Origin of the sequence: Flavobacterium sp., from assembly GCF_046317795.1 — a bacterium.
Taxonomy (GTDB): domain Bacteria; phylum Bacteroidota; class Bacteroidia; order Flavobacteriales; family Flavobacteriaceae; genus Flavobacterium.
In genome coordinates, this window is record NZ_JBKCVI010000065.1 from 1 (window position 1) to 13,732 (window position 13,732).

Here is a 13,732-nt window from a genome sequence, read left to right on the forward strand (position 1 = left end):
ATAAAAAATAATACTATCATTTTTTATCAATAAAGTTTCTTTATCAATATCTGACATTTTCCAATATCCTTGTAATGTTGAATTGATGTTTTTTATTTTCTCTTGTGAAAAAGTTTGTAATGTAAAAAAAAGAAGAATCGATATGAAAAACTTAATTACTATATTCATTTTTATTTATTTAATAATTCCAATGATCTATTATATATTGTTTTTCTTTTATCTTCATCGACACATTTAGCATTTACTGTTTTAGTTATCGTATGGAAAGTACTACCGTTTTTGTCAATCTCAGGTATAGTATATACTGAAAAATACCATAATGAACTTATAATAGCTAAATCCCTATTGGTTGCAATTAATGATGCATCATTTTTTGCTATATATGTAGTTCCATAAACCTTATTATAAAAACTAAAAAAGTTCTTATAATTATTACTTAAAGTTAATTGTATTAAACCTCTGCCTCTGTATAAAAATCCATCGCCGGAATCTTCGTCTCCATTTCCTCCTTTATTCGCATAAGCCATGTTTGTAAACCTTTCCGTATTAAAAAGGTATTTGTTGGGAGAAATATTTTTTTTGCCTAAATTAGATTCTGCCAAAATCCTACTTTCTTCCGCTTCAACGCTTAGATAGGCATTCGATTCGCTTCCAAATACATCCTTTACTCTATCTACAGATTTATAATATGCGGATTCAACAATAGATAATTTATTAAACCCTCCAGATTCATGTCCTGTTTGCCCAAGAAAATGAGCTACTTTATTACTGTCATTTAACCCAAAATTACTACTCCCATATAAATTAATTGTAGTTTCTAATGAAGACAAACTTTTACTATTACCATTTGGAAATAAAGTTGTTAGTTCATAATTTGTAATTCCAACTTTTGTAAAATGCCAATCATTATCGTTCCAAGTCCATCTATAATTGTCCGTCCCTGCATTAGCAACTCCATCACAATCTCTTTCTGGAGCTTTTGCACCTTCCCCTGGATAACATCCTGAATATGTTGGCTCCATACCTTCAAGCTCAACCATATCAATTAAACGATTCCCACTAAATTGATATGGCGAATAAAAAGGATATTTAGCTGTTAACGGATCCACCGCAAAAAACCTTCCCACCCTCGGGTCGTGCATTCTAAAAGTATAATTCAAAGACTTCCCTTCGCCACCTTTTATCTCATCATCTTTTTCTTGCCCTTGAAAACCGTAGCGATAGAAGTTTGGTTCTATTGCACCATGACGGTTGGGAACCAAACTACCAAAAGGATAGCGACATTTTGTATAAGAACGTGATGTAAATGTATTAAAAAAAGCAACTCAAAATGAATTGCTTTTTTGTTTTATTTATCATTTACCAACCGAAGGGATTGACTTCGTAGAATCTTTGATTTCGGGCGGCAGCAGGAGCGTGGAATTATTTTATTTTCCAAAAAGCTTTTTTATTTTCTCTAAAAGCTTCTTGACCTATTTTTAGATCTAAATTAATTAATTCAGAGTCTAAGTTCAATATTGTTTCTAACTTCACAAGAAGCATTCTTTCCATATTGTAGTCACCATTACCACAATGAAACTGCCAAATAACTCCTTCTTCTTCGTCGTCTTCATTAGATACATATAAAATAGGCATTCCATCATTGACAATATATGTTGAAGTTACAACCATAGTGTTTTCGTTTAATTCTTTTAATGATGCCATTTATCTCTATTATTTTTTCTAGTTCTTAAATTTAAATTTTTCACTTCTCTTGTACCTCCATTTTTAACAGATGTTTTGTGGTCTACTTGTACTTCGTTTGATGGTGGAGTTATACCTGTTTTGGATTTTTTAGACTCTACCATTATTTCACCTGTTACATCATCTTTTAAAACTCCACCATTGTTCTCCTTATTTAATCTTTTCATTTCTTTCACTACTCTAGGAGTTGGTTTAGTGGATGCATTTACATTTTTAGGGTCATTAATACTGCTATAATCTGTAGCTCCTTTAAAGTCTGTGCTTTCATCAACATTTTTAATTTTTGGAGCACTTTTCTCAACAGGTGTCTTTTGTGAAGCATTTGCTTTAGCCTTCATTAACCCTCCTGTGAAACCAGCTGCAAAAATATTTATTGTCGTTTCTTTTAATTCTTGAGCATCTTCTTTAGCTCTTTCTTTGTTTTTATCAATATTTGCTTGAGCTAATTTAGGATTTTTAGCAATCCATTCAAGTCTCTCCTTCATTAATCCTTCATCAATATCATCTTGAGTAAAATCTGAATAATATTGAAACTCTCCACCATTAATACTAACTACTAAATGATACGGTACAAATGGGTCAAGCCACGACTCTTTAATATCAACAAGCTTAATATCAGGCTTACCTTTTTGATCTAAACTTACTTGATAATAAAGTGATTCAGCACCTTCAAGTTCAGTAAAGGCAATTACTTTATTTTCTGCAAAAGCATAAGGTGAGTTCCAAGGAAAGTCTTTCTCTAACGGATCTACCGCAAAAAACCTACCCATCCTCGGGTCGTGCATTCTAAAAGTGTAGTTCAAAGAATTCCCTTCCCCTTTTATCTCGTCATCTTTTTCTTGCCCTTGAAAGCCGTAACGATAATCAGCTGTTGAGCCATGACGGTTTGGCACCAAACTACCAAAAGGATAGTAATCTAATATATGGTAATAGCAATAAAAATAAGAACTTCAGGTTGATCAAAAAACATCAAATTTGTCATTTTTGATACAAAAACAACTAATATTTATCAAATATAAATATTATTTTTAAACCATTAATTTCTTTGTTTTATTTTATTTATAAATGTGTTATATTGCATTACTTTAAAAAAATTAATATTTTGAAAACATTTCGAATTTATAGATTATTAGCCATTGTAATGGTTTTTTTATTACTTTCTTTTCAGGATTATGAACCTGAGTTAAAAAAGAGAATTACGGATACAGCTTTCAGGTATGAATTTTATGTTACAACAAAGGAACCTGAAATTAGAGCAGGACGAATGTATTATTGGTTCAGAGCAGGTGCTATACATAATTCAGAAAATGGGGTTTCGGGACAATTGCTTAACGATGTATTTGAAAAATTCTACCTGAATAATCAATTGGCTGAAAAAGGAGAATTCAGAAAAGGACTAAAAGTGGGTTTATGGAAAACCTGGCATACAAACGGTGTGCTCGAATCAATTCAGTATTGGAATGAAGGCAGAAAAAAAGGAACTTATTATCAATACAGCAATAAAGGAGAGATTATTGAAAAAGGGCGCTATAGTGCTGACAAAAAACAAGGTCAATGGATTAATTTTGTATCAAAAGATACAATAGAATACAACAACGGTTTAATTAAGGTTTTAAGCGAAACAGAAATAGCAAGGCAGACCAAAAGAAAAGAAAAGGAAGCCAAAAGAAAGCTGAAAAGGGAAGAAAAAAAAGAAGAAAAGGAAAAGGAGAAACTCGAAAAAGGGAAACTGTCCGAAAAGGATAATGATGTAAAAGGAAGTACTCCTAAACCAGGAAATGAAGCTGACGAAAAAGAAAAAAGTAAAGCAACTTTTCCAAATAAAAAAAATGATTCTAAACCTAAGAAAGATAATTTCTTAAAAAGATTGTTTTCAAAAAAGGAAAAATCAAATGATAAAGGCCAATAGCTTGCTTTATGCCGTGTATGTTTGTTTACTAGTTTCAATACTATGTGGTGCCCTGTTGTATTTTTCAAGTTTATATACCATGCTCAATACGTTTTACAACACTAGAGAAGAGATGTATATTCAAAATCAGTCAGCTATGAATTATGGACTAAGTCAGGGCGATACTGAAAATACAATACTCAACGACGAAAACGGAATTGTATCTAGTGCTGAGATAAAATCATACGGTTTACTTAATGTAATCATCGTAAAGAGCATATTTAAAAAGGACACCATTGCTTCAGCTCAATTAATTGGGCATTATGCTTCTGACCAGACAGCACTATATTTGACAAATTTTTCTAATGGATTGTCTTATGCCGGTAATGTTACTTTAATAGGAGATAAAAAATTACCCAGTAAATTTATTGACGAAAAATATGTAAACAATTCTCTCGGAAATTTGAAAGCTTCAGGAAAAATAGAACTGTCAACTAATGTGCTTCCTGAAATAAGCTCGGATTTTAAAAAAATGTTTGTGGCTGAAACAACCATTCGCGTATTGCTTAAAGATATCGAAATGATCAAGGATTCCAGCTACTTTAATTCCTTTTTTAATAAAGCTATCAATGTGCAATTGACTTCGCCTTTACTTCAGAATAAAATTATAAAAGGGAATTTTATTTTACACGCTAAAGATTCCATTGTGATTACTGCAAATGATGTATTGGAAGATGTGATTGTAAAGGCACCTGTAGTTAGAATTAGCAAAGGTTTTAAGGGTAATATTCAAGTTTTTGCTGATAAAAAAATAATGCTTGAGGACAATGTTACCCTTTCCTATCCTTCAGTACTATGCGTTTATAATACTTCCGCTGAAAAAAGTCAGCTGGTTATTAATGAAGACAGTACTGTATATGGAGCTGTTGTACTTTTTGGTAATCCTATACACAGTTTAGACGATAACAGTGTGCTTCTAAAAGAAAAAACAAAAATAGTAGGAGTTGTGTATTGCACAGGAAAGCTTATGATAGGCGGAAGTGTATATGGCTCAGTTTATACTAATAGAATTTTTAGCCAAACCGCATCTGCCAATTATGAGAATTGCATAATCAATGGAAATATAGATGTTACTAAAAGACCTGATTATTTCATTTCGATTTCGTTGTTTAAAAACAAGAATGAACCCTATGGCGTGTTTAAGAAAGTATTATAGACTTCGGGCAAACTCTATTTTAGAGTCGGTAATCGCTTTGTGCATCATTGCAATATGCTTGTACGTGGCTATATTGGTTTATGCAGCTGTTTTTACACCTAAAACTTCAGCTAAATTTTATAGTACAAGGAACAAACTATCGGAAATTTATTTTATGGCTCAAGTGAATCCAGATTCGATTGAAAAAATGGGAAATGATCATTTACTAATTCATCAGGAATGGATTAACAGTAATTTGCAACAAATCAATATTGAATACAAAGACAGCACCGGTGTAACTAGTAAGAATAACTTTTATGTTCAAAATTAAAAATAATTTAAAAATGGTAAAAGCCTTTTCTGTAGTGGAAGCGGCATTTAGTATGGTTATTACGGCTATTGTTATTGGGTTGGTTTTTATTGTTTTTGCCATTTTGTCTGAAAGAATGCTCGATTTTAAAAATCAAAATCAGTTTGTTGCCGATATGAATCGGTTGACGTATGCCCTGAATAAAGATATTTTTGACAGTGAAAAAATGTCAAGCAACGATGAAAGCATTTCATTTAACTACTATTCAGGTGACATGGTAAAATATCTTCGATATGATGACTATACTATTAGAGCTAAAGAAGGTTTTCTGGATACTTTTAAAATTCCCATCACTCGTTTTATAATTGATACTATAAGAAAAAAAAATAACCGAATAGTTTTTCAGCGACTTAATTTAAAACTAAATGTCAATAAACAGCCAATGAGTTTGAAGTTTTTTAAAAGAGTTAATTCCAATCAATTAATGGAAAATTATAAGTAATTATGGGTATCGATTTAAGTCAATATAAAAGTAATCCTGTAGAAAAAAAAGAATTTAATTTTGAAATAAAATCTTTAACAGCAGCCAAGAAACTCTCGGATAAGAAGAAAGAAGTTTTTTATAGAGAGCTTGGGATGCTATTAAAATCAGGAGTTGATTTTAAGAAAGCGTTGGAAATTTTGAGTCACCAAGCAAAATCAAAATTAGAACAAAGTATTATCTTGGATATTAAGGAAAAGGTTGTGTTTGGTAAGAGCATCTGTGAAGCCATGATTAGCACCAATCAATTTTCACCTTATGAATATTATAGCATTCAAATTGGAGAAGAAACCAGAAAATTGGAAGAAGTACTGAACGAACTACAGAAATTTTTCAGCAGAAAAATTCAGATGCGTCGACAAATTATTTCTGTTTTGACCTACCCAGGCATAGTTATGTTGGTAACTATTTCAGTGCTTTATTTTATGCTGAATAAAGTGGTGCCGATGTTTAGCTCTGTTTTTAAACAGTTTGGAAGTGAGTTGCCTAAAAGCACTCAAATGATTATTAAAATATCAAATCACTCAGGAGCATTATTTTTATTTTTATTTTTATTTATAATAGGATTAGTTGTTTTTCATCATCTTTTTAAGGAAAAAGATTTTTATAGAGATTTTACCTCTAAAATGGTTTTGAAAATACCTTATTTTGGAAATCTAATTAAGAAAATATACATATCACGATTTTGTCAATCAATGAATTTGCTGACTTCATCAAAAACTTCGTTAATCACTTCATTATCATTAACGTCAAAAATGATAGGTTTTTATCCAATTGAAAAATCAATTGAAAGCATTAAAAGTGATGTTACAAAGGGAGTTTCGTTAAGTGATAGTTTGAAAAAGCATAGTGTGTATGAAAACAAAATGGTTTCGATGATAGAGGTAGCGGAGCAAGTTAATCAATTGGATGTAATGTTCGAAAGACTAACAGAACAATATAATGAGGAAATAAATCATCAGACCAAAATGATTGGGGTGATTTTAGAACCCATGATTATTATTTTTATTGGAGTTATCGTAGGAGTGATAATGATTTCCATGTATGCTCCAATGTTTGATTTGAGTAAAATTATTAAAAATTAAAGTTATTAAAAAAACTTGTAGGGTTAAAAAAAAAATCTTTAATTAGAACACTAATTATTAATCATTCAACATGGTTAATTTGAGAGCTACATAAACAACAAAAGAAATGAAAAAATTAGATTTAAAATTGTTAAAAACTATAAAATCAGGAATGGTCAAAGCCTATTCGATGACAGAAATACTGATAGTTTTGTGTATTATTGGAATTATTCTTTTAATGGTTCTTCCAAATCAAACCGCTGTTATAAGTCAGGCAAAAGCAATTGAAGCCCAGGCAATGCTTAATCAGGTTTACGGGTTAGAAAAAAGTCATTTTTATCGCTATTCAAAATATTCCAATAGTTTAGAAGAAATAGGTTTTGAACAAGAGTTAACAGTAGATCAAGGAGGACAAGCTGTTTATAAAATTGAAATAGTTGAAGCCACAAATGAGTCTTTTTCAGCAAGGGCAACTTCAGTATCTGATTTGGATAGCGATGGTGCGTTTAATACATGGGAAATCGATAATAAAAAAATATTAACAGAAGTAACCAAAGAATAAATTGGATGTTATTGTATTAGGATTGTTATTGTGTTTAGCTGTTGTGTTTTATCAGGATTTAAAGTTCAGAAGAATTCATGTTGTGTTACCCGCTTTAATTTTTATTTTCTCGATGGTGTTGTTTACGAGAAAGCCAGAAATGAACAGCACGGTTTTCATTATAAACATGTTATTTTTTCTACTTATAATTATAATTTTAGTAGTATATATGAGTCTTAAAAATAAAAAGTTTATAAATCCCTTTACCAATTATTTTGGGTTAGGAGATTTTCTTTTTTTTTTAAGCGTTACACCATTATTTTTAACTTATAATTTCATTTTATTTTTTATACTAACTTTGGTTTTTTCTATCATACTACAAATATTGTTTCAAAAAAGAATGAAAGAAAAAACAATTCCTTTAGCTGGTTTTTCAGCCCTTTTGTTAATGCTGTTGGTACTAAAAGATTTTTTGCTTGATTATTCTAAAATAACCGTTTTATAAGACTATGCAGGATATTAGCATTACTACCGAAAATCAGCATATTATTTCGAGTGATTTAGCAAATCATTATAAAATTGTGCCCAAAATAGCAGACGAAAAGAGTATTACTTTTTTTGTTGATATTGCTTATAATAGTAAAGATGCTACAGAGGAATTGGAATTGCTCTTGGGAAAAGAAATCTATTTTTTACCATTTCAAAGCAATGAGATAGAGAAGGCACTTTCCTTATACTACAGAAAGGATAGAGGGAATAATGCTGCACAACCTTTAAATATTGACAAAAGTGATTTTTTAGAGAATTTACTATATGAAGCAAAATCATTAAAAAGCAGTGATATTCATTTTGAAATCTATGAGTTGGATGCCAGAATTAGATTCAGAATAGACGGTCAGCTTATTGAACGTTATAAAATTGATAAAGAAAATTATTTAGAGTTAGTGAATAAAGTCAAAATAAAAGCAAAACTTAATATTACCGAAAAACGATTGCCTCAGGATGGTAGGATTACAAATAGCTCTTTTGATATAAGGGTTTCAATTTTGCCTACTCTTTTTGGGGAAAAAATAGTAATGCGTTTGTTAGGAAACGATGCTACTAATATTGATTTGAATACACTTGGGATGGATGGTGACGAGCTGTATCATTATCTTGAAGCTATTAAAAAGCCTAACGGAATTATATTAATTAGTGGGCCAACCGGTTCAGGGAAAACCACCACTTTGTATGCTACCCTAAAATTGTTGAATGATTCAGTCCGTAACATAGTTACAGTTGAAGATCCTATTGAGTATACCCTAAAGGGAATTAATCAAGTTCAGTTAAAAGAAGATATTGGTTTAACCTTTGCTTCTGCTTTGCGTTCTTTTCTTCGTCAAGACCCAGATATTATAATGCTTGGAGAAATCAGGGATTCTGAAACAGCTATGATGGCTATCAGAGCTTCATTGACAGGTCATTTAGTATTGTCAACCATACACACAAATTCTGCGGTAGGAACCATTTCCAGATTAATTGATATGGGAATTCCTCCTTATTTAATTGCCGAAACCTTGAATATTTCTGTGGCTCAACGATTAATTAGAAAGCTATGTACCCATTGTAAACAGTCTATTGTATTTAGTATAGAAGATTTCCCGAGTAGTTTTCAACCACCCTATGCTCTTGATAAAGTATACAAAGCTGTTGGATGTAATAAGTGTTATCATACTGGTTATAGTGGACGAAAAGCCATTTACGAGATTTTAAATGTTGATTTTAAAACGTCTACTCTTATAAAAAATAATGATGTAAATACACTATTTAATGATAAAGTAAATCATAAGTCTTTGCCTGATAGAGCTTTCGAAATACTTGCTAATGGAGAAACAGCCCTTGAGGAAATTTATTCAATTCTAATTAATATTTGATAATGATAAATAAAATTATATATACTATCATTGGATTTTTTATTATTAATCTCTCTTTTGGTCAGCAAGACTATTCAGAGATTAACAAAAAGTTTGAAGATTTTTCGAAGATTAAAAAAGGATTGAATGATGTAATGAAAACAGATGTTTCAGGCTTAACATTATATGATTTTATCAATTCAATAGCGCAAGAACACCAGCTAAATGTTAGTGTAGATAACGATTTAAATCAGCCAGTTGTTAATAATTTTTTTGATGTTACCGTAAAAGATGTTTATACTTTTTTGGTTCAAAAATACGATTTAGATGTTGATTTTGTTAACAATATTATCATATTTAAGAAGCGAAAGGAAATTAAAATCATCCCTAAAAAAGAACTTAAAGTCATTGATGTAACCTACAATAATTTAAATGAATTTCTTTCTGTTAAACTTGAGAATGATTCATTGCCCAGTGTAGTGCAAGCTATAATTGATAAATCAGGAAAAAACATCATTATGTCTGCTGACATTAAAACTCAAAAAGTGTCATCTTATATTCTTAACAGACCTTTTGATCAGGTAATAGAGATGATGGCGAAATCCAACAACCTTATAGCTACAAAGGACGATAATGGATTTTATTTATTGGAAAAAAACACTCAAAACACGCTTACTAATTCCACGGATAAAAACCCTACTGCCAAAAATAAAGCACCAAAATTAGTTCCTGATGCTCCGGGTTTTTTTCAGGTTGATGTTAATAAAACAGGATTTTTAGATGTAAAGGCGAATGTTGCAGATGCCACTGATTTGATAGAAGAGGCTGCTGATAAATTAAAAATTAATTATTTCTTTTATAACAAACCTGAAAATGAAAAGGCATCACTTCAAGTTGAAAATATAACTTTTGATGATTTATTGGAAAATATTTTTAAAGGAAAAAAATACACATTCAAAAAGCAGAATGGTTATTATTTAATAGGGGAGCAGGCTACTGAGGGATTGAGAGCCACTGAAATTATTCAGTTGGAGAATCGTTCGATTGAATCGGTATTAACCTCTTTACCAAGAGTTTTTACCGAGAAACTAGAAATAAAGGAATTTGTAGAGTTAAACGGATTGATTGTTTCCGGTGCTAAATCAGTACTTGATGAATTGCGTGTTTACATTAAACAAATTGACAAAGTAGTGCCGTTAGTTCAGATAGAGGTCATGATTGTTCAGTATAATAAATCATACGATATTCAAACAGGCATTAAAGCTGGTATAGATAAAAATAATAGTAAACAAACAAGTGGTGTGTTATTTCCAACAACTGATGTTAATCTTAACGGTAGTTCTGTCAATAGTCTGATAGATGCCTTTAACGGACTTGGGTTAATCAAACTAGGTAAAGTGACAGATGCATTTTATTTAAACTTACAAGCACTTGAAAATAACTCTATCATTAAAATAGAGTCTACCCCAAAGATTGCTACAATTAGTGGTCATGAAGCAAAACTAGCTATAGGTGAAACCAGTTATTATTTTGAACAGACTAATCAGTTAATTAATAATGGAATTAACAATAATGTTTTACAGTCTGGTACATGGAAATCTACTGATGCAAATTTAAGTGTATCTATTAAACCTTTTGTTTCTACTGATGAAAATGTCACGCTAAATATAGTTGTTGAAAAAAGTTCTTTTCTTGCCAGAGCCGGAGCAACTGCACCTCCAGGAAAATCTACACAAAAGTTTGAATCTTTAGTTAGGGTTAAAAACGGTGAAATGATACTATTGGGGGGACTGGATGAATTACAAAAAGAAAATTCAGGGTCAGGTGTTCCATTAATATCAAGGATTCCAATTATAAAATGGTTTTTCAGTAGCAGAAAAAAAGCCAAAAGTAATTCAAAGCTGCATATTTTTATTAAACCAACAATTGTTTATTAATGAATTTTTTATTAAATAAAATAGTAAACATTAATGCGCTTAACCTAATCGGAGTTTTTAGGAACAACGACGGTGATTCTTTTTTTCTTTTGAAAATAAAGAAAAAAAAGTCACAGCTCGATATTATTGAAAAGCTTGTTTTTTCAGACATTGAGAATTTGAAGTCTAAACTAGACTCTAAAGTTCCTTCTATTCTTTTATTTGATGGCAAAGGCGTATTGAACAAAAAAATTGGTTTAAAAAGTGAAACAGATACTGAATGGTTAAAAAATTTAGATTACAAATCGATACATTATACAAGTTATAATACTCAAGAATGTCAATTTTTAAGTTTTTGTCGTGCTACAGTATTAGATGAATTGATTGCCCTTTTTTATAAAAATGAAATTCAAATAATTGATTTTTACATAGGTGGTTTAACAGCTGTTTTGGTTAATAATTTGCTTGATAAAAGTAAACTCTTATCGAATGAAACATTTCTTGAGTTTGATAATAATACTTTAAGTACTATCTCAAAGCCAGACTCTGAAAGAAAAACAGAAAACTATACAATTGGAACTACCTTGATTTCTAACTTTGAGCTACCTCTTTATGGAGCTGCTATCAATTTTTATGTTAATCAAAGTTCTATTGTTAAAAGCCAGAGTGTCTTAATAGATTCGGAAGAGGTTATTTATAAAAAGGCTTTTGAAAAACTAGGGATTATTATTTTGGTTGGTTTTTTTTGTTTATTACTTGCCAGTTATGGCCTCATACAATATTTAAATTATAAAAATGCTACTTTAAATTTAGAAAACAGCTATAGTAATAAAGCATATAGTGTCATTAATGATTTAGAACTTCAAAAGGAGAAGAAACTTAAGATACTTGCAGAAACCGGATTTTCTTCGAAAGAGTTTATCTCTTTTTATTGTTATAAATTGACAAAATCTATTCCATATGTTATACATTTTTCTTATTTGGAAGTATACCCAATAAAAAAAGAAATTAAAAAAACTGAAAAGGTTGAATTTGATTATAAGATAATTTTATTAAAAGGAAATACTCCTGATGAAACTGTTTTTAATGATTGGATTGACTCTTTAAAAAATGAAAAATGGCTACAAAAATTGGAAATAGTTTCGATTAAAAGAGATAAACAAAACATATCTTATTTTGAATTAAAAATTACAATCAAAGATGTTTAATCAATATAGCTATAAATTTAAATTTAAATTTCTGATAGTATTTTTTATAATACTATCTATAGCTGCATACAGGCGATCTTTTAGTAATTTGATATTATTATATAAGGAAAACATTGTTCAAAGAGAAAAAAAAGCTTTAATGAATAATCAGACACCTAATATTAAAGCTTTGAGTACTCAAGTGGCCAGACTAGACAAATTGATTGGGAAAGAAGGAATCGAAAAAGAAAAGATTCAACAGGAAATTATTGATTTTTCAGTAAAAAATAGCTCCGGAATTTCTATTAATGATTTACAACCTATTCACAATTTTGTATATGATGATTATCAAGTTTATACTTATCAAGTTGATTTAACAGGTGGCTATAATGAATTACTGGACCTAACCTATAAATTTGAAAAACAATTTGACTTTTCTAAAATAATAAGTCTTACGTTTTATACTGACAAAAAGAATTCGAAAAAAGAAATTTTACATTTAAAACTAATATTCCAAAATTATGAAAATAATAAATAACCTTATCCTTATGCTAGCTTTGATATCTTTATACTCCTGTGAAGATATTATAGAGAAAGATATTACCAATGATACTGTGATGATTATATATCCCCAAAACAGTCAGGAAATCCAAAGCAATGTAGTAGATTTTCAATGGAATGAACTTGATGGTGCCAAAAAATACAGAGTGCAAGTTTATTCAGCCAATTCCAATATGGTTTTAGACTCGTTAGTCAGTCAAAATCATTTGAATTTCCCTCTGAATCAGGGCAGTTATCAATGGCGCGTAAGAGGTGAAAATTCTGCGTATTTTTCTAATTATACTTTTAACTATAGTTTTTCTGTTATTCAAACTAATGATTTAACTTCTCAACAAGTTATCTTAAACAACCCTGCTGATAATTTTTATACTAATAATCAGGCAATAATTTTAAATTGGCAGAATTTAACTGCGGCTCAAAGTTATAATTTTGAGCTGATTAACGTTACAAATGGAGAATCCATAGTAAATCAGCAATCGAATTTAACCTCTACATCACTTACCCTTAACAGTACTATTTTGGCCAGTGATGCCCAATACAGATGGAAGGTAAAAGGAATAAATAGTACCAGCCAAACTCCATTTTCTTTTCGAAATTTTTATTTAGACAGGAGTAATCCAAACACTCCTGTAAACACTTTACCCGAAGCTAATACTATCCAAACCATCAATCAGCAAATTAATTTTATATGGTCAATGCCAGCAGACGTTGGAACTATCCAGTCAACCGTGTCGTATACTATTGAATTTTCAAATACAGTAAATTTCACTTCAATTCTTCAGTCTTCAAATTCTACATCAGCAAGTTTCCTACAGTCTTTTTCAACTGCAGGTGATTATTATTGGAGAGTTAAGGCAAAAGATCTGGCTGGTAATACAGGATTATATAGTATAC

The 13,732-nt window shown here is 30.3% G+C and carries 14 protein-coding genes; 11 read left to right on the forward strand and 3 right to left on the reverse strand.

Translation table 11 applies throughout. The features are described 5' to 3' along the window. Positions 1–170: 170 nt before the first annotated feature. The 3 genes from ACK5ON_RS03880 to ACK5ON_RS03890 form a co-directional block, all read right to left on the reverse strand. Positions 171–1,262, reverse strand: coding sequence for a hypothetical protein (locus ACK5ON_RS03880; RefSeq protein WP_409820054.1), 1,092 nt, complete (start codon positions 1,260–1,262; stop codon positions 171–173). 160 nt (positions 1,263–1,422) lie between these two features. Then, entirely contained in the window at positions 1,423–1,704 is a 282-nt protein-coding gene (locus ACK5ON_RS03885; RefSeq protein ID WP_409820056.1) for a hypothetical protein, read from the reverse strand. Next, positions 1,692–2,666 (reverse strand): RHS repeat domain-containing protein, encoded by a 975-nt coding sequence (locus ACK5ON_RS03890; protein WP_409820087.1) that lies wholly within the window; start codon positions 2,664–2,666, stop codon positions 1,692–1,694. The genes ACK5ON_RS03885 and ACK5ON_RS03890 overlap by 13 nt, the downstream gene beginning before the upstream one ends. A 179-nt stretch (positions 2,667–2,845) precedes the next feature. On the opposite strand from ACK5ON_RS03890, the gene ACK5ON_RS03895 reads away from it, so the two are divergent. From ACK5ON_RS03895 to ACK5ON_RS03945, 11 genes are all read left to right on the forward strand, one after another. Continuing rightward, complete coding sequence (locus ACK5ON_RS03895; RefSeq protein ID WP_409820058.1) at positions 2,846–3,652, forward strand: toxin-antitoxin system YwqK family antitoxin; 807 nt, start codon at positions 2,846–2,848, stop codon at positions 3,650–3,652. Continuing rightward, positions 3,636–4,847, forward strand: a complete 1,212-nt coding sequence (locus tag ACK5ON_RS03900; RefSeq protein ID WP_409820061.1) for a hypothetical protein — start codon at positions 3,636–3,638, stop codon at positions 4,845–4,847. The genes ACK5ON_RS03895 and ACK5ON_RS03900 overlap by 17 nt, the downstream gene beginning before the upstream one ends. Then, complete coding sequence (locus ACK5ON_RS03905; RefSeq protein WP_409820064.1) at positions 4,822–5,157, forward strand: hypothetical protein; 336 nt, start codon at positions 4,822–4,824, stop codon at positions 5,155–5,157. The genes ACK5ON_RS03900 and ACK5ON_RS03905 overlap by 26 nt, the downstream gene beginning before the upstream one ends. 13 nt (positions 5,158–5,170) lie before the next feature. After that, positions 5,171–5,638 carry a hypothetical protein gene (locus ACK5ON_RS03910; protein WP_409820067.1) on the forward strand — a complete coding sequence of 156 codons (468 nt, stop codon included), beginning with the start codon at positions 5,171–5,173 and terminating at the stop codon, positions 5,636–5,638. A 2-nt stretch (positions 5,639–5,640) separates the two neighbouring features. Further along, entirely contained in the window at positions 5,641–6,762 is a 1,122-nt protein-coding gene (locus ACK5ON_RS03915) for a type II secretion system F family protein (protein ID WP_409820069.1), read from the forward strand. A gap of 106 nt (positions 6,763–6,868) precedes the next feature. Further along, positions 6,869–7,303 (forward strand): type IV pilin protein, encoded by a 435-nt coding sequence (locus ACK5ON_RS03920; protein ID WP_409820072.1) that lies wholly within the window; start codon positions 6,869–6,871, stop codon positions 7,301–7,303. A gap of 488 nt (positions 7,304–7,791) precedes the next feature. Then, positions 7,792–9,195 (forward strand): GspE/PulE family protein, encoded by a 1,404-nt coding sequence (locus ACK5ON_RS03925; RefSeq protein WP_409820075.1) that lies wholly within the window; start codon positions 7,792–7,794, stop codon positions 9,193–9,195. A gap of 2 nt (positions 9,196–9,197) precedes the next feature. Continuing rightward, complete coding sequence (locus ACK5ON_RS03930) at positions 9,198–11,111, forward strand: type II secretion system protein GspD (RefSeq protein WP_409820077.1); 1,914 nt, start codon at positions 9,198–9,200, stop codon at positions 11,109–11,111. After that, the gene (locus ACK5ON_RS03935) at positions 11,111–12,298 is read left to right on the forward strand and encodes a hypothetical protein (protein WP_409820079.1); all 1,188 of its coding nucleotides are present in this window, start codon (positions 11,111–11,113) and stop codon (positions 12,296–12,298) included. The genes ACK5ON_RS03930 and ACK5ON_RS03935 overlap by 1 nt, the downstream gene beginning before the upstream one ends. A 139-nt stretch (positions 12,299–12,437) precedes the next feature. Then, complete coding sequence (locus ACK5ON_RS03940; RefSeq protein ID WP_409820081.1) at positions 12,438–12,815, forward strand: hypothetical protein; 378 nt, start codon at positions 12,438–12,440, stop codon at positions 12,813–12,815. Further along, positions 12,799–13,732, forward strand: a 934-nt coding sequence (locus ACK5ON_RS03945) for a hypothetical protein (protein ID WP_409820084.1), incomplete at its 3' end; no start/stop codon positions are given. The genes ACK5ON_RS03940 and ACK5ON_RS03945, both read left to right, overlap by 17 nt.